18 protein-coding genes are annotated in these 20,494 nt (G+C 63.4%); 11 read left to right on the forward strand and 7 right to left on the reverse strand.

Annotation, left to right across the window (positions count from 1 at the left end):
- Positions 1-118: 118 nt before the first annotated feature.
- The 4 genes from uraH (at position 119) to xdhC (ending at position 5,368) form a co-directional block, all read left to right on the forward strand.
- Positions 119-484: a hydroxyisourate hydrolase gene (uraH, locus tag V1479_RS14605; RefSeq protein WP_368803553.1), complete on the forward strand. Its 366-nt coding sequence runs from the start codon at positions 119-121 to the stop codon at positions 482-484.
- Entirely contained in the window at positions 484-1,956 is a 1,473-nt protein-coding gene (gene xdhA, locus V1479_RS14610; protein WP_368803554.1) for a xanthine dehydrogenase small subunit, read from the forward strand. Before uraH ends, xdhA begins: the two co-directional genes overlap by 1 nt.
- Before the next feature lies 1 nt (position 1,957).
- Positions 1,958-4,303 carry a xanthine dehydrogenase molybdopterin binding subunit gene (gene xdhB, locus V1479_RS14615; RefSeq protein WP_368803555.1) on the forward strand — a complete coding sequence of 782 codons (2,346 nt, stop codon included), beginning with the start codon at positions 1,958-1,960 and terminating at the stop codon, positions 4,301-4,303.
- Positions 4,304-4,561: 258 nt separating this feature from the next.
- The gene (gene xdhC / locus V1479_RS14620; RefSeq protein WP_368803556.1) at positions 4,562-5,368 is read left to right on the forward strand and encodes a xanthine dehydrogenase accessory protein XdhC; all 807 of its coding nucleotides are present in this window, start codon (positions 4,562-4,564) and stop codon (positions 5,366-5,368) included.
- Here xdhC and dps read toward each other — a convergent pair whose 3' ends face one another.
- Positions 5,369-5,857 (reverse strand): DNA starvation/stationary phase protection protein Dps, encoded by a 489-nt coding sequence (dps, locus tag V1479_RS14625; protein WP_368803557.1) that lies wholly within the window; start codon positions 5,855-5,857, stop codon positions 5,369-5,371.
- A 251-nt stretch (positions 5,858-6,108) separates the two neighbouring features.
- On the reverse strand, positions 6,109-7,029 hold the full coding sequence (locus V1479_RS14630) for a LysR family transcriptional regulator (protein ID WP_368803558.1): 921 nt from the start codon (positions 7,027-7,029) through the stop codon (positions 6,109-6,111).
- A 127-nt stretch (positions 7,030-7,156) separates the two neighbouring features.
- On the opposite strand from V1479_RS14630, the gene V1479_RS14635 reads away from it, so the two are divergent.
- Genes V1479_RS14635 through V1479_RS14645 form a run of 3 tightly spaced genes read left to right on the forward strand, consistent with a single transcriptional unit; the run spans position 7,157 to position 10,970 of the window.
- Entirely contained in the window at positions 7,157-8,374 is a 1,218-nt protein-coding gene (locus V1479_RS14635; protein WP_368803559.1) for a urate hydroxylase PuuD, read from the forward strand.
- Positions 8,371-9,684 carry a guanine deaminase gene (gene guaD, locus V1479_RS14640; RefSeq protein ID WP_368803560.1) on the forward strand — a complete coding sequence of 438 codons (1,314 nt, stop codon included), beginning with the start codon at positions 8,371-8,373 and terminating at the stop codon, positions 9,682-9,684. The genes V1479_RS14635 and guaD overlap by 4 nt, the downstream gene beginning before the upstream one ends.
- Positions 9,685-9,698: 14 nt before the next feature.
- The gene (locus V1479_RS14645) at positions 9,699-10,970 is read left to right on the forward strand and encodes a glycerate kinase type-2 family protein (protein ID WP_368803561.1); all 1,272 of its coding nucleotides are present in this window, start codon (positions 9,699-9,701) and stop codon (positions 10,968-10,970) included.
- A gap of 27 nt (positions 10,971-10,997) precedes the next feature.
- On the opposite strand, the gene V1479_RS14650 is transcribed toward V1479_RS14645, so the two are convergent.
- The 5 genes from V1479_RS14650 to V1479_RS14670 all read right to left on the reverse strand — a co-directional run bounded on the left by V1479_RS14650 (position 10,998) and on the right by V1479_RS14670 (position 16,637).
- Positions 10,998-12,437, reverse strand: a complete 1,440-nt coding sequence (locus tag V1479_RS14650) for a UdgX family uracil-DNA binding protein (RefSeq protein ID WP_368803562.1) — start codon at positions 12,435-12,437, stop codon at positions 10,998-11,000.
- A gap of 2 nt (positions 12,438-12,439) precedes the next feature.
- A complete protein-coding gene (locus V1479_RS14655; protein WP_368803563.1) occupies positions 12,440-13,675 on the reverse strand; it encodes a putative DNA modification/repair radical SAM protein in 1,236 nt (411 codons plus the stop codon).
- Positions 13,676-13,778: 103 nt separating this feature from the next.
- Positions 13,779-14,753, reverse strand: a complete 975-nt coding sequence (locus tag V1479_RS14660) for a WD40 repeat domain-containing protein (RefSeq protein WP_368803564.1) — start codon at positions 14,751-14,753, stop codon at positions 13,779-13,781.
- Complete coding sequence (locus tag V1479_RS14665) at positions 14,753-15,790, reverse strand: CobW family GTP-binding protein (protein WP_368803565.1); 1,038 nt, start codon at positions 15,788-15,790, stop codon at positions 14,753-14,755. Before V1479_RS14665 ends, V1479_RS14660 begins: the two co-directional genes overlap by 1 nt.
- Positions 15,791-15,863: 73 nt before the next feature.
- Positions 15,864-16,637, reverse strand: coding sequence for a creatininase family protein (locus V1479_RS14670; protein ID WP_368803567.1), 774 nt, complete (start codon positions 16,635-16,637; stop codon positions 15,864-15,866).
- Between the two features lie 98 nt (positions 16,638-16,735).
- On the opposite strand from V1479_RS14670, the gene V1479_RS14675 reads away from it, so the two are divergent.
- From V1479_RS14675 to V1479_RS14690, 4 genes are all read left to right on the forward strand, one after another.
- Positions 16,736-17,212: a MarR family winged helix-turn-helix transcriptional regulator gene (locus V1479_RS14675; RefSeq protein WP_173193366.1), complete on the forward strand. Its 477-nt coding sequence runs from the start codon at positions 16,736-16,738 to the stop codon at positions 17,210-17,212.
- A gap of 102 nt (positions 17,213-17,314) precedes the next feature.
- Positions 17,315-18,256 (forward strand): DMT family transporter, encoded by a 942-nt coding sequence (locus V1479_RS14680; protein ID WP_368803568.1) that lies wholly within the window; start codon positions 17,315-17,317, stop codon positions 18,254-18,256.
- Positions 18,257-18,334: 78 nt separating this feature from the next.
- Positions 18,335-19,354 (forward strand): LacI family DNA-binding transcriptional regulator, encoded by a 1,020-nt coding sequence (locus V1479_RS14685; protein ID WP_173193750.1) that lies wholly within the window; start codon positions 18,335-18,337, stop codon positions 19,352-19,354.
- A 109-nt stretch (positions 19,355-19,463) separates the two neighbouring features.
- A complete protein-coding gene (locus V1479_RS14690) occupies positions 19,464-20,441 on the forward strand; it encodes a 2-hydroxyacid dehydrogenase (protein ID WP_368803569.1) in 978 nt (325 codons plus the stop codon).
- Positions 20,442-20,494: the final 53 nt, after the last annotated feature.

Genomic DNA, 20,494 nt, shown 5'->3' on the forward strand with positions numbered 1-20,494 from the left:
CTTCGAAAATTTGAAAGAGTTTTTTGTAGCGCTCCGGCTCGGACTATCCCCTATGATGCAATAGGCTGTCGAGGTTTGGACGAAAACGACGGCCGGTCAACGGCAAAGAGGAGGCACGATGGCTGACAATGCCGGCGGGAAACTGACCACGCATGTGCTGGATACCGCCTCTGGCCGGCCGGCAGCGGGATTGAAGATCGCGCTCTACCGCGTGAACGGGAATTCACACCGCAAGGTGAAAGAGGTCCTGACCAACGCCGACGGACGCTGCGATGCGCCGCTGCTGCAGGGTGCGGACTTCAAGACCGGTCAGTACGAGTTGATCTTCTTCGCGGGCGACTATCTGCGTGCTGCCGGCGTGGAGCTGCCCGATCCCGCTTTCCTCGACCAGGTGCCGATCCGCTTCGGCATGGCCGAGGAGGTGCATTACCACGTGCCGCTGCTCGTCTCGCCCTACGGCTACTCGACCTACAGGGGGAGCTGATGACGAATATTCGCCGCGAGATCCGCTTACTGCTCAATGGCGACGAGGTTGCGCTGGCTGATGTGCGGCCGGACGAAACACTGCTGGACTTACTGCGGCTGCGGCGTTCGCTGCGCGGCAGCAAGGAGGGTTGCGCGGAAGGTGATTGCGGCGCCTGCACCGTGCTGGTCGGCAGGGTTTCTAATGGTGAACTGATCTACGAAGGCGTGAATGCCTGCATCCGTTTTGTCGGCTCGCTAGACGGTTGTCATGTCGTGACCATCGAACATCTGAAGCGGCCGGACGGCTCGCTGCATCCCGTGCAGCAGGCAATGGTGGACTTCCACGGCTCGCAATGCGGGTTCTGCACGCCTGGCTTCGTCATGTCGCTCTACGCACTGTGGATGCGCTCGCCGGAACCGTCTGACCGGGAGATAGAGACGGCCCTGCAAGGCAATCTCTGCCGTTGTACGGGCTATGAGGCGATCACCCGCGCCGCGCGCGCCGTTTCCTCATACGGCCGGGTGACCGAGGACGCTCTTGCCCGCGAGCGCGACAACATCCGCGCGCGGCTGGCGGCGATGCACGATAGAAAGCGGGTCGAGATCGGCGAAGGCGAGGACAGGTTGGTGGTGCCGGCCTCGGTCGACGATCTGGCGGAGGTGCTTGCTGCCGAGCCGACGGCAACCATCGTTGCCGGCTCGACGGATGTCGGGCTTTGGGTCACGAAATTCATGCGCGACATCGCGCCCGTCGTCTTCACCGGCGGGCTTGAGGGATTGCAGCAGATTGGCGAGATGAATGGCACGATCACGATCGGTGCCGGGGTCAGCTATACGGCTGCGCGCGACTTCCTCGCCTGGCGCATCCCCGCGCTTGGGCCGCTGATCGATCGCATCGGCGGCGATCAGGTGCGCAACATGGGCACGATCGGCGGCAACATTGCCAACGGTTCGCCGATCGGCGATACGCCGCCGCCACTGATTGCGCTGGGTGCGACGCTGACGCTGCGCAGGGGTGCGGAGCGGCGGACGCTGCCGCTCGAGGACTTCTTCATCGATTACGGAAAACAGGACCGGCAGCCGGGCGAGTTCGTCGAGGCGGTCCATGTGCCCATTCCCGCCCCGAAGGCGCATTTCGCAGCCTACAAGATCACCAAGCGGCGCGACGAGGACATTACCGCCGTGCTTGGCGCATTCCATCTGCATGTGACGGACGGAAAGGTCTCGTCGGTGCGCATCGCCTATGGCGGCATGGCCGCGACGCCGAAACGCGCGCGCGCGGTCGAGGCGGCGCTGCTCGGCAGGCCGTGGAACGCTGAAACCGTCGAAGCGGCGCTGCCGGCCTTCGATGAGGATTTCCAGCCGATCAGCGACATGCGCGCGTCGGCGACCTATCGCATGCTTGCGGCCAAAAACCTGCTTCGGCGGTTCCTTGTCGAGACCAGCGGCACCGGCAAGCCTTTCACCGTTAAGCGGTACGAGGAGGCGTGATATGAATCGCCATGCACTCCCTGATCTCACGGCGAAAGCGATCTCCGGCGGCGTCGCCACCGATCGGCGCCACGATTCCGCGCACAAGCATGTCACCGGCGAAGCGGTCTACATAGACGATATGCCGGAACCCGCCGGGACGCTTCATGGCTGCCTTGGCCTGTCGACGGTGGCCCATGGGGCTATCGTCGCCATGGACCTTGCAGCGGTGCGAGCCGCACCCGGGGTGGTCGACGTGCTGACCGCGGGCGACATACCTGGCGTGAACGACATCTCTCCCAGCGGCAGGCACGACGAGCCGGTGCTTGCGGAGGGCAAGGTCCAGTTTCTGGGCCAGCCGGTCTTCGCGGTGATCGCCGAGACGCGCGAACAGGCCCGGCGCGCCTGCAAGCTTGCGAAGATCGACTATGACGAGCTGCCCGCCGTTTTAGACGTTGAAGGGCTCGACCCGCTCTCCGACCGCCTTGTGGCGCCGGGGCTCACGCTCAAGCGCGGCAATGCGGCCGAAGCCATTTCGAAAGCGCCGCGCAGCATCAGCGGCAAGATGCGCGTCGGCGGGCAGGACCATTTCTATCTCGAAGGGCATATCGCGCTTGCGGTGCCGGGAGAGGACCGGGACGTGACCGTCCATTCCTCGACCCAGCATCCAAGCGAGGTGCAGCACATGGTCGCTCACGCTCTGGGCGTGCCAAGTCATGCAGTAACCGTCGAGGTGCGGCGTATGGGCGGCGGCTTCGGCGGCAAGGAAACGCAGTCGAACCAGTTCGCGGCGATCGCCGCGGTGGCGGCCAAGAAACTCGTCCGGGCAGTCAAGATCCGGCCCGACCGCGACGACGACATGACCGCGACGGGCAAGCGTCATGACTTTCTGATCGATTACGAGGTCGGCTTCGACGACGAGGGCAACATCCTTGGCGTCGACTATGTTTACGCCGCGCGCTGCGGTTTCTCGTCCGACCTGTCAGGCCCGGTGACCGACCGCGCTCTGTTTCACTGCGACAACGCCTATTTCTACCCGGCGGTAAAAGCCGTTTCAGCGCCGCTCTACACCAACACCGTTTCCAATACCGCGTTTCGCGGGTTCGGTGGGCCGCAGGGCATGGTTGGCGCAGAGCGCGTCATCGACGAGGTTGCCTTTGCGCTGGGCAAGGACCCGCTGGAGATCCGCAAGCGCAACTTCTACGGCGTGTCGGAGCGCAACGTCACGCCCTATCACCAGACGGTCGAGGACAATGTTGTCCAAAGGATCGTCGAGGAGCTGGAAACAGCATGTGACTATGCCGGCCGCCGGCGGGAGATCGCCGCGTTCAACGCAAACAGCGGCATCGTCAAGCGCGGCATTGCGCTGACGCCGGTCAAGTTCGGCATTTCGTTCACCGCCACCCATTTCAACCAGGCAGGCGCGCTGGTGCATGTCTATACCGACGGTTCGGTGCACCTGAACCATGGCGGCACCGAGATGGGGCAGGGGCTCTACGTCAAGGTCGCGCAGGTGGTGGCCGAGACATTCCAGATCGACATCGAGCAGGTAAAGATCACCGCGACGACGACCGGCAAGGTACCCAACACGTCGGCGACGGCTGCGTCGTCGGGCTCCGATCTCAACGGCATGGCGGCGCAGAACGCCGCGCAGCAGATCAAGGACCGGCTTGTCGCCTTTGCCGCGGAGAAATACGAGGTACCTGTCGAGCAGGTGGTGTTCCTGCCTAATAGGGTGCGCGTGGGCAACCAGGAAATCCCGTTCGGGGATCTCGTCAAGCAGGCCTATATGGCGCGGGTGCAGCTTTCGGCCGCCGGCTTCTACAAGACGCCGAAAATCCATTGGGACCGTGAAAAGGGCGAGGGACATCCGTTCTATTACTTCGCCTATGGCGCGGCCTGTTCGGAAGTCTCCGTCGATACGCTGACCGGCGAATATGTCGTGGAGCGTACCGACATCCTGCATGAGACCGGCCGCTCGCTGAACCGGGCGATCGACCTCGGCCAGGTCGAGGGCGCGTTCATACAGGGCATGGGCTGGCTGACGACGGAAGAGCTCGTCTGGGACGAGAAGGGCCGACTGCGCACACATGCACCGTCGACCTACAAGATACCGCTCGCTTCCGACCGCCCGAAGATTTTCAACGTCGCGCTGGCCGACTGGTCGGAGAACGCCGAGCCGACAATCCACAAATCCAAAGCGGTCGGCGAGCCGCCATTCATGCTGGGCATGTCCGTGCTGCATGCGCTGTCGGACGCAGTCGCCAGCGTTGCCGGTCATCGCGTCTGCCCGAGGCTCGATGCGCCTGCCACACCTGAGCGTGTGCTGATGGCGGTCGAACGGCTCAGGGCGGCGGCAGGAACCTGACGGTTTTGCGTTGGCCCCGTTCGACCGTGTAGTTTTGAGCGAGTTTCGAACTTTGGGAGCGCTCGTGCTCTACGTTGCCCCCCTCTGTCCTGCCGGACATCTCCCCCACGAGGGGGGAGATCGGCAGCTTCACGCCCATCGCGCCTTCTGCAACGCCGGCGATTGGCGAAAGCCATGCGGTCGGTCGATCTCCCCCCTCGTGGGGGAGATGTCCGGCAGGACAGAGGGGGGCGCGAAGGATCGCCGTGCTGTCCGCAGATGAGTTCCCAAGGACACCGCCTCCGCACGTTCCTGGGTATCTCGCCTGCCGTCGTACTGGTCGAAGTGCGCGAGGCCGCCGGCTCGACCCCGCGCGAGGCCGGGGCCTGGATGCTCGTTTCCACCGATGCGATCTTCGGCACGATCGGCGGCGGGCAGCTCGAGTTCATGGCGATCGACAGGGCGAGGCAGATGATCGCGGATGCCGCCTCCGCCGATCTCCTCGACGTGCCGCTGGGGCCGGAGATCGGCCAGTGCTGCGGTGGGCGGGTGAAAATCGATCTGACGCTGGCCGATGAAGCCCTGCGCGCGGAAATGGCCGAAAGAATCGCCCGCGCCGATGCGTTGCGACCGCATGTGTATCTGTTCGGAGGAGGGCATGTCGGCCGCGCGCTTGCAGAAGCGCTGGCGCTTCTGCCGCTCAAGGTGACCGTGGTGGAAACCCGTGCCGATGCGGTCGGGGACTTGCCGGAAAGCGTGGACGTGGAACTGACCGCAGTACCGGAAGACGCCGTTCGCGCGGCCCCGGCTGGCTCTGCCTTCATCGTGCTGACCCACGACCACGCGCTCGACTTCCTCATCGTTGCCGAAGCACTGGCGCGCGGCGATACGGCCTATGTCGGCATGATCGGATCGAAGACGAAGCGAGCGACGTTCAGAAGCTGGTATCTCAAAGACGCAGGCGGCAGCGAGGAAGCTGCCGCCCGACTGGTCTGCCCAATCGGCGGGGCGGACGTCAAGGACAAGAGGCCGGCCGTCATCGCCGCGCTGGCGGCGGCTGAGGTCATGCGCGGCCTCGCCGTATAGCTATTCCTTTTCCTGCACGTGTGCCTCAAGGAACCAAAGGTTCTTGTCGAGGTCCCGGGAGAATGCCGTGAAGATGTCCGCGGTATCCGCATCGCCGGCCTCTTCCGTCTCGTCGATGGCGGCGCGCACCGAATTCGCAACCGCGCCGTAACGCTCGATGAGCGCGGCAAGGTGGTCCTTGGTTTTCGAAATCTCGGTCGGGTAGGGCTCCAGAGTGGTCTTTTCCGCCACCGTCTGGCTGGTCCCATGCGCCATGCCGCCGAGCTGGACAGCGCGCTCGGCTATGGTGTCGACGTGGCCGTCGATGGACGCGCGGAAACCGTCCAGCATCTCGTGAATGGCGATGAACTGCGGACCCTTGAGATTCCAGTGCGCCTGCTTGGTGAGAAGCGCGAGGTCGATGGCGTCGGCGAGCCTTGCGTTGAGTATCTCGATCGCAACTTTCTTTGCGTTGGATTTGAGGTCGTTGAGGGTCTTGTGGTTCGCCACGGCGCCGCTCCTTCGGTTCTGGCACAAAATCGAAATCGTCCTCCACAACGCGTCAACCGCTACGCGGTTGCGTTGCCGTATGGGTGAAGAATCGGACGATCACGGAACCGTTAGGTGCCCAAAGCTGTTGTTGCAGGACGAAAACAAGGGAGAACCGTCATGCACAGCATCATCTATATCGTTGGCCTCGTGGTTATCGTCATCGCCATCCTGTCGTTCTTCGGCATGGGCTGAGTCCGGCGGGTTCAGATTCAGCGACCAGCCAGCATGTCGCGGATCATCCGCTGACAGCGCTCGGCCATGAAATCGAGCAGGAGCCTTACCTTCGGGTCCTGAAATTTGCGATGCGGATAGACTGCCGCAAGCTGGACGGGCGGCGGCGGCGTATCCGGCAAAATGACCTTGAGGCGTCCATCGCGCAGAAAAGGCTCGATGTCGAAGCGCGGCTTGTTGATGATGCCCCGACCGGCCAGCGCCCAGCCGGTGATGACGTCGCCATCATCAGAATCAAACGGACCGTGGACTTCGAACTTGCGCGGTCCGTCTAGGGTCTTGAGCGTCCACACATATTCCTTGGCGCCGGGAAAACGCAGGAGCAGGCAATCATGCCTGCCGTTGACAAGTTCCTGGGGTGATTTGGGTTCGCCACGCGCCTCCAGATAGGAGGGGGCCGCGGCCAGAACCCTTTCGCAATCCATAACACCGCGCATACGCAGGCTCGAATCCTCGATGAGCCCGAGCCTGAACGCAACGTCGATCCCCTCCTTCATGATGTCGACATTGTGGTCCGACAGGCGCAGCCGCACCTCGATATCGGGATACCGGTCATGAAATTCGGGAATGCCCGAGGCGATTAGTCTGCGCCCGAGACCCAGCGGCGCGGTGATGCGGATCGTGCCACGCGGCTGACCGGACAGCGCGCTGACGGCGGCCTCGGCCTCAGCGACGGCGTCCAGGATTTTTCGCGCCCCTTGGTAGAAAACGCGACCGTGCTCCGTCGGTGTGAGTTGACGGGTCGTGCGGTTGAAGAGCCGCACCCGCAGGTGCTTTTCCAGCTCCTTGATGCGGTTGGAGGCAACGGCAGGCGAGAGCCGCATGTCGCGGCCGGCCGCCGACAGATTGCCCAGTTCCACCACCCTGACGAAGACGGCTACATTGTCGAGATAGGCCAAAGGGCGTCCTCATGATTGCGATTGCAGCATTATTTTCCAGTTTTTTTTGAAAGTCATCGTGCAACTCTCCCCTTCCTGTTTGAACCAGACGCCGTAAGGTTGTGTGTCGGAATGCGAGGGGAAGGGCATGTACGAATTCGCGATCTTCTGGGACTGGCTGAGCTTTGGCGTGCGCTGGCTGCATGTCGTGACCGCCATCGCCTGGATCGGCTCGTCCTTCTACTTCATCGCGCTCGACCTGGGTCTGGTGCGCCGCGACGGCATGCCTGAGGGTGCTCACGGCGAGGAATGGCAGGTGCACGGCGGCGGCTTCTACCATATCCAGAAATATCTGGTGGCGCCGGCCCGGATGCCCGAACACCTGACCTGGTTCAAATGGGAATCCTACGCCACCTGGCTGTCGGGCTTCGCGCTGCTGGCGATCGTCTATTACGCCGGCGCCGACCTCTACCTGATCGATCGCAACGTGCTCGACGTGTCGCAACCTGTCGCGATCCTGATCTCGCTCGCCTCTCTGGCGCTGGGCTGGGTGATCTACGATCTATTGTGCCGGTCGCGCCTTTCCGACAACGATACGCTCCTGATGCTGGTGCTGTTTCCCATCCTGGTCGCGATGGCATGGGGTTACACGCAGCTTTTCACCGGCCGTGCCGCCTTCCTGCATCTCGGCGCGTTCACTGCGACGATCATGTCGGCGAACGTCTTCCTCATCATCATTCCCAACCAGAAGATCGTGGTCGCGGACCTTATCGCCGGGCGCAAGCCCGATCCGAAATATGGCAAGATCGCCAAGACCCGGTCGCTGCACAACAACTACCTGACGCTGCCGGTCGTGTTCCTGATGCTGTCAAACCACTATCCGCTGGCTTTCGCCACGGAGTTCAACTGGGTGATCGCAGCGCTGATCTTCATCATCGGCGTGCTGATCCGGCACTATTTCAACACCATGCATGCGCGAAAGGGAAAGCCGCACTGGACCTGGGCGGCGGCGGGTATCCTCTTCATCGCCATCATGTGGCTCTCGACCGTGCCGAAGGTGCTGACCGGCGAGGCGCGCGTGTCGTCAACCGCCGAGACGCTGATGGCTTCGGCACACTTTCCCGCCGTGCGCGACACGGTGATGGGACGCTGCGCGATGTGCCACACGGCCGAGCCGGCCTGGGAGGGTCTGACCTTCGCGCCAAAAGGCGTGACGCTCGATGCCGATGTGCAGATCGCCGAGCATGCGCGCGAGATTTACCTGCAGGCCGGGCGCAGCCACGCCATGCCGCCCGGCAACGTCTCCGCCATGACAGCCGATGAGCGGGCGTTGCTTGTGGCTTGGTTCGAGGAGGCTCGGCGGTGACCGCGCGGCTGCTGCGCGGGCGCGTTCTCTCCTTCCGTGCGAAGCCGGAGAGTGTCGATGACCGCGCCGCCTATGTCTTCGAGGAAGACGGCGGCATTTTCATCCGCGACGGCAGGATCGAGGCGGTCGGCGATTTCTCGCTCATCTCGGCCGAGGCGCGGGATGCCGAAATCATCGACCATCGCCCGCATATCCTGATGCCGGGTTTCATCGATGCGCACGCGCATTTCCCGCAGATGCAGATCATCGGCAGCTACGGCGCCGAACTGCTCGACTGGCTGAACACCTACACGTTTCCGGAAGAAACGAAGTTTTCCGACACGCAGCACGGACGACGCATCGCGCGCCTGTTTCTCGATGAGATGGTGCGGCACGGCACGACGACGGTCGCGGCCTACTGCTCCGTGCACAAGGAGAGCGCGGAGGCATTCTTCGCCGAGGCGCTGTCTCGCGACATGCTGGCGATCGGCGGCAAGGTTATGATGGACCGCAACGCGCCCGAGGGGCTGCGCGACACGCCGCAGGCAGGTTACGACGATACCAAGGCGCTGATTGCGGAGTGGCACGGCAAGGGGCGCCTGCACTACGCGATCACGCCCCGCTTCGCCATCACGTCCTCGCCGGAGCAGATGGAAATGGCCGGTGCCCTGGCGCGCGAGCGTCGGGACCTGCACATTCAGACGCATCTCTCGGAGAACCATGCCGAGATCGCCTTCACGCAGGAACTCTATCCGGCGGCGGAGGACTACACGGACATCTATGCGCAATACGGGTTGCTGGGGCCGAAGACGCTTCTCGGCCACTGCATCCATCTTTCCGAGCGTGAGGCCGACCTGCTGTCCGATACCGGTTCGGTGGCCGTGTTCTGTCCGACCTCCAATCTCTTTCTTGGCTCTGGCCTGTTCGACTGGCAGCGCTATTCGAAGCGGTCCAAACCCTTGCGGATCGCGGCGGCCACCGATGTGGGCGGCGGCACGAACTACTCCATGCTGCGCACCATGGACGAAGGCTACAAGGTCATCGCGCTGCAGGGCGAGAAGATGAACCCGCTCGCCGCCTTCTGGCAGATCACGTTCGGCAACGCGAAGGCGCTGTCGATCGAGGACCGGGTGGGCACACTGGATCCCGGTACGGACGCCGACATCGTCGTGCTCGACGCGAGGGCAACGCCCGGCATGGCTCTGCGTATGGAAACGGTGGAAACGCTGGCAGAAGAACTGTTCCTGCTGCAGACATTGGGCGACGATCGCGCGATACGCGAGGTGTATGTCGCAGGGCGGGCAGCGAAGAGCAGCATCGCCGACAGATAGAACGGGAATCCGGAATGACGGAAGAGTTCGACCCCCGCGCCCTGTTTGGCGGGCTTTTCACAGCAGCCGTTGCGGCTGCCGACCCCGAACGTGTCATTTGTGACTTTCTTCCTAAAAAGCCTAAGGGGCGCACCGTCGTGATCGGTGCGGGAAAGGCTTCGGCGCAGATGGCCGCGGCGTTCGAGAAGGCCTGGGATGCGCCGCTCGAAGGGCTGGTTGTGACACGATACGGCTATGCGGCGCCGTGCGAGCGGATCGAGGTGATCGAGGCCGCGCATCCGGTGCCGGACGAGGCCGGGCTGGTCGCTTCGCGGCGGCTGCTTGAGTCAGTCGAGGGACTGACTTCCGACGATCTGGTTGTCGCATTGATCTCGGGCGGCGGCTCGGCGCTGCTGCCTTCGCCGCCGGATGGCATGAGCCTTGACGACGAGATCGCTGTCAACGAGGCACTGCTCGCGTCCGGGGCGCCGATCTCGGCGATGAACACGCTGCGCAAGCACCTGTCGACCATCAAGGGCGGGCGGCTGGCACTCGCGGCACATCCGGCAAAGGTCGTGTCGCTGATCGTGTCGGACATTCCCGGCGACAATCCGGCCTTTGTCGCTTCCGGCCCAACGGTGCCGGACTGCGCCGCGCGCGATGATGCGCTTGCGATCGTGCGCGACTATGGTCTCAAGCTTCCCGACGCGGCGCTGCGGCATCTGCGATCGGAGGCGGCCGAAGCGCCGTCGCCCGACGATCCGGCATTTGCCGGCAATGAGGTGCATGTGATCGCCTCAGCCGCGCGTTCGCTGGAAGCGGCCGCAGAGGAGGCCAGAAGTCGCGGCATCGAGGCAGTCATCCTTTCTGATGCGATCGAAGGCGAAGCGCGTGACGTTGCCGGCATGCACGCCGCGATCGCACGCGAGATTGCAGCGCGCGACCGACCATTCCGCAAACCGGTGCTGCTTCTGTCTGGTGGCGAGACAACGGTGACTATCAGAGGCAAGGGCGGCAAGGGCGGGCGCAACTCCGAATTCCTGCTGGCGCTGGCGCTGGCGATCGAAGGTGTCGAGGGTGTCCATGCTTTTGCCGCCGATACTGACGGGATCGACGGATCTGAAGACAATGCAGGTGCTTTCGCGGATTTCACGAGCGCGGCGCGAATCCGCGCTGCGGGAATCGATCCCAAGCAAGCTCTAGGTCTCAACGATGCATGGACGGCGTTCGACGCCGTTGGCGATCTGTTCGCGCCCGGGCCGACCGGCACCAACGTCAACGACCTACGGGCGATCCTGGTCGTCTGAGGGCGGCTTTCGGCCACCAAGCGGGGATCAACCCGCCAATTGCTTCACCTGCCGCATGTCCGCCAGAAATCTCTCGCGCTCGGCCTGCGCCTCCGCCGCCTCGCGGATGCGCAGGATGAAGGACGGGTGAATGGTCAGAAAAATGGGAAGGCCATCGTCTCGCGTGACGATCGTGCCGCGCATTTTCGTAACGGGAACGGCCTTGCCCAGAAGCGATTGAGCCGCGGTCGCGCCCATGGCGACGGCGAGGTCGGGCTTGATGAATCCCAGTTCTTGATCGAGCCACCAGCGACAGGCCTTCACCTCGCCGGCATTGGGTTTCTGGTGGATGCGGCGCTTGCCGCGCGGCTCGAACTTGAAATGCTTGACGGCGTTGGTGACGTAAAGCTTCTGCCTTTCGATGCCAGCCTCCTCGATCACCTCGTCGAACACTTTGCCGGCTGGGCCCACGAAGGGCTTGCCTGCTATGTCCTCCTGATCACCGGGTTGCTCGCCGACGAAGACGATGCGGGCGTTCTCCGGCCCTTCGCCGAAAACCGTCTGGGTCGCATCCTGCCAGAGCGGACACCGGCGGCACCCTTCGGCTTGGCGACGCAGCTCGCCGAGCGATTTTGCATTGTCTGGCGGCTCTTCGGGCGACGCGCTCCAAAGACGTTCCTGGATCTTTGCATGATGCGGAGCCGGCATGGTCGGCATCCTTTCCAACATGTCGCGGGCTGCACTTTCGGCGCCCTTGATCAAATCTGGAATGAGCGAGGCCTCCGGAAGGTTCCGCCAGTATTTCTTGGGCATCTCGGCCTGCATCGCCTTCACCTTCAGGCGGGCGGGATTGAAGATGTTGGCGAAGTAGGTTTTCCAGAGCGCGTCGGATGCGTCTTCCTTCGGCGCATCCGCTTTCGTAGCGCCTTCGCCGAACGACAGACGCTCGCCATTCCACTGGACCGACCTGTGCGGCGTGAGGATCGTCCAGTGCATACCGGCAAAACGACGGACGAAGAACGGTGCGTTGCGCTCAACGATGTAGTGGTCCGGCTCGAACCACGCGACGAACCGTTCGTCGCTGCCATCGCTCACACGGACGAAGCGCACGAAAGCGCGCATCTTGTGGATGTCGCGGCGCACCGATTTTTCCAGATCGCGCAGCGCCATGACGTCGGGCTCTGATGCGATCTTCATCAGATGCGGGGTCGTTCGCATTGCCAAGAGCAGGCGATAGAGCAGCGCGAAGCGATGCGGGTCGGAATGGCAGATGACGGCCTGCGCCTTGTCGATGAATGCGCGAGGCACATTCATGGTCGCGCCTTCCGGCGCGGCGGGCAGGGGCGTTGGGTTGGCGAAAAGGTCCTTGTCCTCGCCGGTTCGCCAGCCGATGTCGTCGGCCTTCACATCGTTCAACGCCAGTGCGCGGGCGGCGTCGCGCCAGCCGTTGAAATCGGTCTCGCCAGACAGAGTGACCGTGAAGCGCATCGTCAGAACAGGCTGAGCTGTCGTGCGGGCGGTGTCAGCCGGGCACGCAGGTTTTCCTCGTCGGGCAGCGAGCGTGGCGACCAGCCGTCGGCGACAATGAAGGGGCGCACCTTGGCGATCGATGCGCACAGGCGTCCCAGGTCTTCGATGCGAAGCCGTTGGTGGCGGCGCACGGTGAGCATCCTGTCCACCACCTTCGCGCCCAAGCCTGGTACGCGCAGCAGCAGTTCACGCGGCGCCCGGTTCACGTCGAGTGGGAACATTTGCCGGTTGGCCAGTGCCCATGCCAGCTTGGGATCGACTTCGAGGTCGAGCATGCCGTCGGCTCGACTGGCAGTAATTTCCTGACGCTCGAAGCCATAGAACCGCATCAACCAATCGGCCTGATAAAGCCGGTGCTCGCGCATCAGCGGCGGCTTCACCAGCGGCAGGACGGCCGACGAATCCGGTATCGGGCTGAACGCCGAATAGTAGACGCGGCGAAGCCGGTAGCCCGCATAGAGCCGCGCCGAGGTGGACAGGATGTCGGCATCGGTCGTGGCATCCGCGCCGACGATCATCTGCGTGGACTGACCGCCGGGCACGAAGCGGGCGCGCTTTTTCGTGCGCATCGTCGGCTCCGAGCGTTCCTCGATCCTGGAGCGCAGACGCGCCATCGAAACGCGGATTGTCTCCGGCTTCTTCTGCGGCGCGAGCTGCTGGACACCGGCGTCGGTCGGGAGTTCTACGTTGATGGAAAGCCGGTCGGCGTAGAGGCCTGCCTGCTCGACCAGATCGTCGCTTGCCTCGGGAATGGTCTTGAGATGGATGTAGCCCTGGTAAGCGTGATCGATGCGCAGGCGCCGCGCGATCTCCACCATCTCGGCCATCGTCTCGTCGGGTGAACGAATCACGCCGGAGGACAGGAAAAGTCCCTCGATATAGTTGCGCTTGTAGAAATCCAGCGTGAGATTGACGACCTCGTCGACCGTGAACCGTGCCCGCTTCACATTCGACGATGAGCGATTCACGCAATAGGCGCAGTCATAGATGCAGAAATTCGTCAGAAGGATTTTCAGCAGCGAGATGCAGCGCCCGTCCGGCGCGTAGGAATGGCAAATGCCGCTGCCTTCCGTCGAGCCGATGCCCTTCGTCTTGAGCGAATTGCGGCCCGCCGCACCGGAAGAGGCGCAGGACGCATCGTACTTGGCTGCATCGGCGAGAATGGCGAGTTTTTCGCGTGTCGAGAGCTTGGACATTCGTTCATGATATGTTCCAACGCCGCCCGCGTCTATTCACTTTGACGTAGTTGCGCAATCGCCAGCGCGTTTCACCGGCCCGATGGCCTGCTCTGTGGAGTAGTCAGCCTGCCACGTCGATGACGCCGCAGTCGCCGGTCTCGGTGCCGAAGGCGATCCGACGTCCTTCGGCATCCCACGCCATGGATGTCACCGCGCCATTGCCAGCGCGGCGCAGCAGCACTTCCTTCTGGTCGGCGACGCGGCCGGCAAGCACCATGCCGTCAGCATAGCCGATTGCCACGATCTCGTCGGTCGGGTGGAACGACACTGCCGTGACCATGGCGTCGCCGCGCGTGCCCAATTCCACCGGCGCCTTGCCGATAGGGCCGTCCTTCGTGAGGAACGGCCACACCACGGCTGCGGGCGCGCCCGAACTCGCCAGCCAGCGGCCCTTGGCGCTCCACGACAGCGACTTCACCTTGGAAGGGTAGCCTGCCATGCGCATGTGCTTGCCGTCGGCCAGCTTCCAGCCATGAAGCGCGTTCTCCTGCATGGTGGTGACGAGGAAATTGCCGTCGGGCGAGAAGGTCACGCCGGTATGAGCTCCGGCCCATTCGAGCTCCGTCGGCTTGCCGTCTGCCGCCGGAAAGTGCAGCGTCGCACCGTTGTAGCGGGCGACCGCGATGCGCATGCCCTTCGGGGCGAAGGCCAGTCCTTCGACGCTGCGCGGATGGACCAGTTCCTTGAGCTTGCCGTCAGGCAATTTCACCCATGCCGTCTTGCCGCTGGAAAAGGCAACGGCACCGCGTGGGCCGGTCGCAACGCTCGTCATCCACTTGCGACCGATTTCGGCGACCTGCTCGATCGAGCCGTCGGCGCCGATGTCGAGGACCTTGCCGTCCTCGCCGCCGGTTACAAGCCGCTTGCCATCGGCGTCGGGTGCCGCGGCCAGCAAACCGTCATGCGCTTCCACCCATTTGTGGCCGTTGTCGAGCCGGTGGACAACACCGTCTGCGAGCGCGAAATGGGGAATGCCGGCGAGCCAGCAGGCGGCGACGCAATGGCCGTCTAGGTCGAGAGGAACGACTGTGGGCATCAGGCCTGGCACGCCTCGAAAGTGCGCTTGAGGCGTTCGCCGTCGAGTTCGCGGCCGATGAAAACCAGCCGGCTCTCATGCCGTTCGTCATCCTTCCAAGCGCGCTGGTGGTCGCCTTCGAGGATCATGTGGACGCCCTGCACCACATAGCGGTCCGGGTCGTCCTTGAGCGCGATGATGCCCTTGAGCCGCAGGATGTTCGGTCCGTCCATCTGCGTGGTCTTCTCCAGCCACGGGAAGAACTTCTTCGGGTCCATTTCGCCGCCGCGCAGCGAGATCGAGGTCACGCCGACATCGTGGATCGGCGAAACGCCGTGATGGTGATGATGGCCGTGATCGTGGTCGCAATCCGGCCCGCATTCGTGATCGTGGTCATGATCGTGCGCGTCGAGAAAATGCGGGTCGTTGTCGAGCGCCCGCGACAGGTCGAACGCGCCGCGGTCGAGCACTTCGTTCAGCGCAACGCCCGAGCGCTCGGTCTTGTGGATCTTCGCCGACGGGTTGATGGCGCGCACGGCGGCCTCGACGTCGCGCAACTCGTCCTCGGTTACAAGGTCGGTCTTGTTGAGCAACACGACGTCGGCGAACGCGATCTGGTCTTCCGCCTCTTTCGAATCCTTCAGGCGCAGCGGCAAGTGCTTGGCGTCCACAAGCGCGACGACAGCGTCGAGCTTGGTCTTGGACCGCACGTCGTCGTCCATGAAGAAGGTCTGCGCGACCGGCGCGGGATCGGCGAGACCGGTCGTCTCGACCAGGATCGCATCGAAGCGGCCCGGACGGCGCATCAGGCCCTCGACGGTGCGGATCAGGTCGCCGCGCACCGTGCAGCAGATGCAGCCATTGTTCATCTCGTAGATTTCCTCGTCGGATTCCACGATCAGGTCGTTGTCGATGCCGATCTCGCCGAACTCGTTGACGATGACGGCGTAACGCTTGCCGTGATCTTCCGTCAGGATGCGGTTGAGCAGGGTCGTCTTGCCGGAGCCGAGATAGCCGGTGAGAACCGTTACCGGAATTTGGGTCTGTGTCTGCGCCATGGATGCCTCTCGCGCAAGGAATGAAGGGTCGTGGCGTCCATATAGGACGTCGGCGACCGGATTGCACCGGGGATTATGTGGGGTTCGAACCCAGCATCCGCAGGTCGAAGCGTGCGACATCCTCCAGCAATTCGATAATGCCTTTCGCGGCATGATCGAGGATCATCTCGCCCGCCTCAGCATTAGCCGCGGCGGCGTTGCCGACGACGCCATCCGGCGACAGATCGCGCATCTTCCAGCCAAAGGCGTGGGGACCATAGGCGCGAAGATGCGAAAACTCCCGCTCGTAGACTGCCTGCATCGAGGTGAAATTGCGTGCCTTGTCCATGTCGACCAGGTCGGGACGCAACGTCAGCATGACGCTGGTCTCGATGAAGCCGCCATGGATGCCGAGCGCCTTTTCTTCCGGTGAGACGATGTCGGGCGGATAGCCGAAACGCGTCCAGCTCGTCGCTACCGCCAGCATGTCGAATCGCACCCGCAGCTCGGTGGCGACGATCGTCATCAGCGAGGAGTTGCCGCCATGGGCGTTGAGCATGACGAAGCGGCGGCAGCCCTGCCGATGGCACGCCTCGCCTATGCCGATCCATCGCCTTACTGCTTCGTCGAATGTCAACGTCCGGGTGCCGGCGACATCCAGGTGTTCTATCGAATAGCCGACTGGCTCGACGGGCAGGAAGTGCACTTCCAGGCCCGCTGGCAGCAGGCTCGCGACGCGCGTGGCCACGCCCTCGGCGATGATGGTGTCGGTCTCGAAAGGCAGGTGCGGTCCATGCTGCTCGGTCGCGCCGAGCGGCAGCACGGCCACGGATCGCAGGCCGGCACGATTTGTTTCGCTGGCTGTCATGTTTCTGTTATGTGGCTATGCCATGGCTTCGTCGCGTTGAGGTCAGGCTAGCGTGTCCCGCGGCCCTCAGGCAATGCGAAAGCGAGGGGAAAACGTCGATGGCTAAACCTGGCAAGGCGGCTGCGATGGCGCAGCTTCATTCGGCGGCGCGGCTTTCGCGCACGGCGCTGGCGGCGCGTCTCCTGTCGCACGGCTTTTACGCCGGCCAGGACCAGATCATGATTGCGCTGGATCGCGAGGACGGCCAGACGCCGGGTCAACTGGCCATAAAGCTCGGCGTGCGACCACCCACGGTGACCAAAACGATCAACCGTCTCCAGACCCAAGGCTATGTGGAAAAGCGTGCTTCGGAGACCGATGCGCGCCAGGCCAATGTCTTCCTGACCGAGGAAGGACGCGGCGCCATCCGTGCCATTGAGAAAGCGGTGCGCAAGACGGAGAAGCAGGCACTCAAGGGGCTCGACAAGAAAGAGCAGAAGGCTCTGGTCAAGCTGCTCGGCCGCATCGAGGCGAACCTGTCCAACGGGGCGATCGTTGCGGAAGATCACGAGGAAGCTGACGACGCCGACGAATAAGGACGCCCGGTCGGTTTGCATTTTCATGCAGTTTTTTCTTGCGCCACAGGCCCTCTTGGTCGAAGAAGCGCATGAAGCTCCCATGATGCCCGGCCACACGCATTGACCCAGCAACAAAGCAATCCGGAGGCGGCCACGCCGACCTCGGCTATTTTGCTTGTGCTGTGTGCCTGCTTTTCATTCGCCTTTCTCGATGCAAGCGCGAAGTATCTTGTGCAGCAGGGCATGGCCGCGCCGTTTCTGGCCTGGATGCGCTTCGCCATCCACCTCGTGCTGGTGATGATCCTGTTCCGGTCATGGTCGAACCCGGCCATGTTCCGCGCGCAGAGCCTGCCAAGGCAGATCGTGCGCGGCGTGTTCCTGTTCGGTTCGACGGTGTTCAATTTCCTAGCGCTGCAGACGCTGCAGCTCGCCGAGACGATCTCGATCTACTTTTTCGCGCCGATGGTGATCACCGCGCTTGCCGGCCCTCTGCTTGGTGAATGGGCTGGCTGGCGGCGCTGGCTCGCCGTGCTGGTCGGCCTCCTCGGCGTGCTGGTGATTACGCGGCCGGGCCTGGGCACCTTCGGCACCGGCCACGTTTTCGCGCTGATGTCGATGGCAAGCTACAGCTTCTACGTCATCATGACCCGGCACATGGGGGCGACGGAGACATCGGCGAGCCTGATCTTCTATTCCGCGCTTGCGCCAACGGTGCTTATGTTCCCGTTCGTGCCGCTCTATGGGTCCATGCCGCAGGAGCCGCTGCATTGGGTGCTGCTCTTCGGGCTTGGCGCCATCGGCGCGTTTGGGCACTATTTGCTTATCCGGGCCTACAAGCAGGCGACCACCACGGCGCTTGCGCCTTATCCCTATTCGCAGATGATCTGGATGATCGCGCTAGGATACCTGGTGTTTTCGGACCTGCCCGATTGGTGGACGCTCGCCGGCGCCGGCATCATCGTGTCCAGCGGCCTCTATATCGTCCATCGCGAACACCGGCTGCGGCTTGCAAGCCGGACCGCGCCGAATAGCGAAACCCAGGAGCTGGCAAAAAAGCTTTGAAATGCCGGCCGCGGATGGCATAGGGTTCTTTAAACCGTTTAAAGACGCATCGCCGCGCCTGTCGGGAGGAGGGGTTCCCTGGCTCAGAAGATCAAGCTTTCGACGATCGCGGAAGCGTTGAACGTGTCGACCGCCACCGTATCGCTGGCACTGCGCGACAGTCCGCTGGTGGCCGATGCCACCCGGGAGCGGATCAAGGAGCACGCGCGCACGATCGGCTATATCTACAATCGCCGGGCGGCCAGCCTGCGCACGTCGCGCTCGGGCATCGTCGGCGTCGTCGTGCACGACATCATGAACCCGTTCTTCGCCGAGATCCTGCGATCGATCGAAAGCGAGCTTGATCGCAGCCGGCAGACCTTCCTGCTTTCGAACCATTACGACCAGCTTGAGAAGCAGCGGACCTTCATCGATACGCTGCTGCAACTGGGTGCGGACGGTGTCATCATGTCGCCGGCGATTGGCACGCCTGCCGCCGATATCCAGCTTGCCGAGGCGAACGGTTTGCCTGCGGTGCTGATCGCTCGGTCGGTCGAGGACGCCGACGTGCCCGTCTTCCGCGGCGACGACGCCTACGGCATCGGTCTTGCGACCAACCACCTGATCTCGCTGGGGCATCGCCGCATCGCTATGATCGGCGGCACCGACCAGACGTCGACCGGCCGCGATCGCTATCGCGGTTATGTCATGGCCATGGAGGCCGCCGGGCTCCCGGTCGAGACGCGCTGGCGCATTCCCGGCCCTCGTACCAAGCAGGCAGGCTTCGAGGCGTCGCAGCAATTTTTGGCGCTCAAGGACAAACCCACGGCGGCAGTGTGCTGGAACGACCTGGTGGCCATCGGCCTGATGAATGGCATCGCGCGCGCCGGGTTGGTGCCGGGCGTCGACGTCTCGGTTACCGGCTACGACGATCTGGAGGAAGCCGCCATCGCCACGCCGGCCCTAACCACCGTCTGGAACGGGCAGCGCGAGGTCGGGCGTCGCGCGGCCCGGACGCTGCTCGACCGGCTCAATGGTGTCGAGGTGCATGGCGGGCAGGAGTTGATCCGGCCGGAACTGCATGTGCGACAGTCGACCGGCAAGCCGGTGGAGCGCTGACCCCAGAAAGTGCTGCCGGTTGGCCGGTTCGTGAGGGCTTGCCTGACCTCCGGCCACTGCCTACGCTGACAACCGATCCACAATCATGATGCAAGAGGGAGCCATAACCTTGGCAGCGACCGACGACGTAACAATCCTCATCCCCGGCAAGCTCCATCCGCATGCGGTCGGACGCATATCGGAGGCGTTCAACGTCGTCACAGCGGAGCGTGCCGATCCGACATTGCTGAGCGATGACGAACGGGCCAGGATCAGGGGCGCGGCCGTGATGACGCGCGTTGACGCAGCCTTCATCGATGCCCTGCCCAATCTCGAGATAGTCGCCAGCTTCGGCGTCGGCTATGACCATGTCGATGCCAAGCATGCGGGCTCCGCCGGCGTCATGGTGACCAACACGCCCGACGTGCTGACGGAGGAGGTTGCCGACACCGCGCTCGGCCTGCTTCTCAACACGGTGCGCGAATTGCCGAAGGCTGAGGCATGGCTTCGCGCCGGCAAGTGGGTGAAGGACGGGAACTATCCGCTGACGCGCGGTACGCTGCGCGGGCGCTCGGTCGGCATTTTCGGCCTTGGCCGGATCGGGCAGGCGATAGCTCGGCGGATCGAGGCGTTCGGTCTTCCGATTAGCTACCACAATCGCCGCCCTGTCGAGGGGGTGGATTACACCTACTATCCGACGCTGGTCGACCTGGCGCGCAACGTCGATACGCTTGTTTCCATCGCACCGGGCGGCGCGTCGACCGAAAAGGCGATCAACGCTGAAGTTCTGGCTGCGCTCGGGAGCAATGGCGTTTTCGTGAATATCGGGCGTGGCTCTACCGTCGACGAGGATGCGCTGGCCAAGGCGCTCGCGGACGGAACCATCATGGCCGCCGGTCTCGACGTGTTCGCTGACGAACCGAACGTTCCGGAAGGTCTGCTCAAGGCCGAGAACGCTTCTCTGCTGCCGCATGTCGGCTCAGCGACCGTTCATACCAGGCAGGCGATGGCGGATCTCGTCGCCGACAATCTGTTCGCCTGGTTCGAGCGCGGCGAGGTGATGACGCCGGTCGCGGAAACCCGCGACGTTCCGTTGCCGACACGCTGATCTTAAAGCTTCGTTAACCATGAATGCCGATCTTTCTGTCCTTGCAGGGCAGA

Origin of the sequence: Neoaquamicrobium sediminum, from assembly GCF_040970315.1 — a bacterium.
In the GTDB taxonomy this organism is placed as follows: domain Bacteria; phylum Pseudomonadota; class Alphaproteobacteria; order Rhizobiales; family Rhizobiaceae; genus Aerobium; species Aerobium sediminum.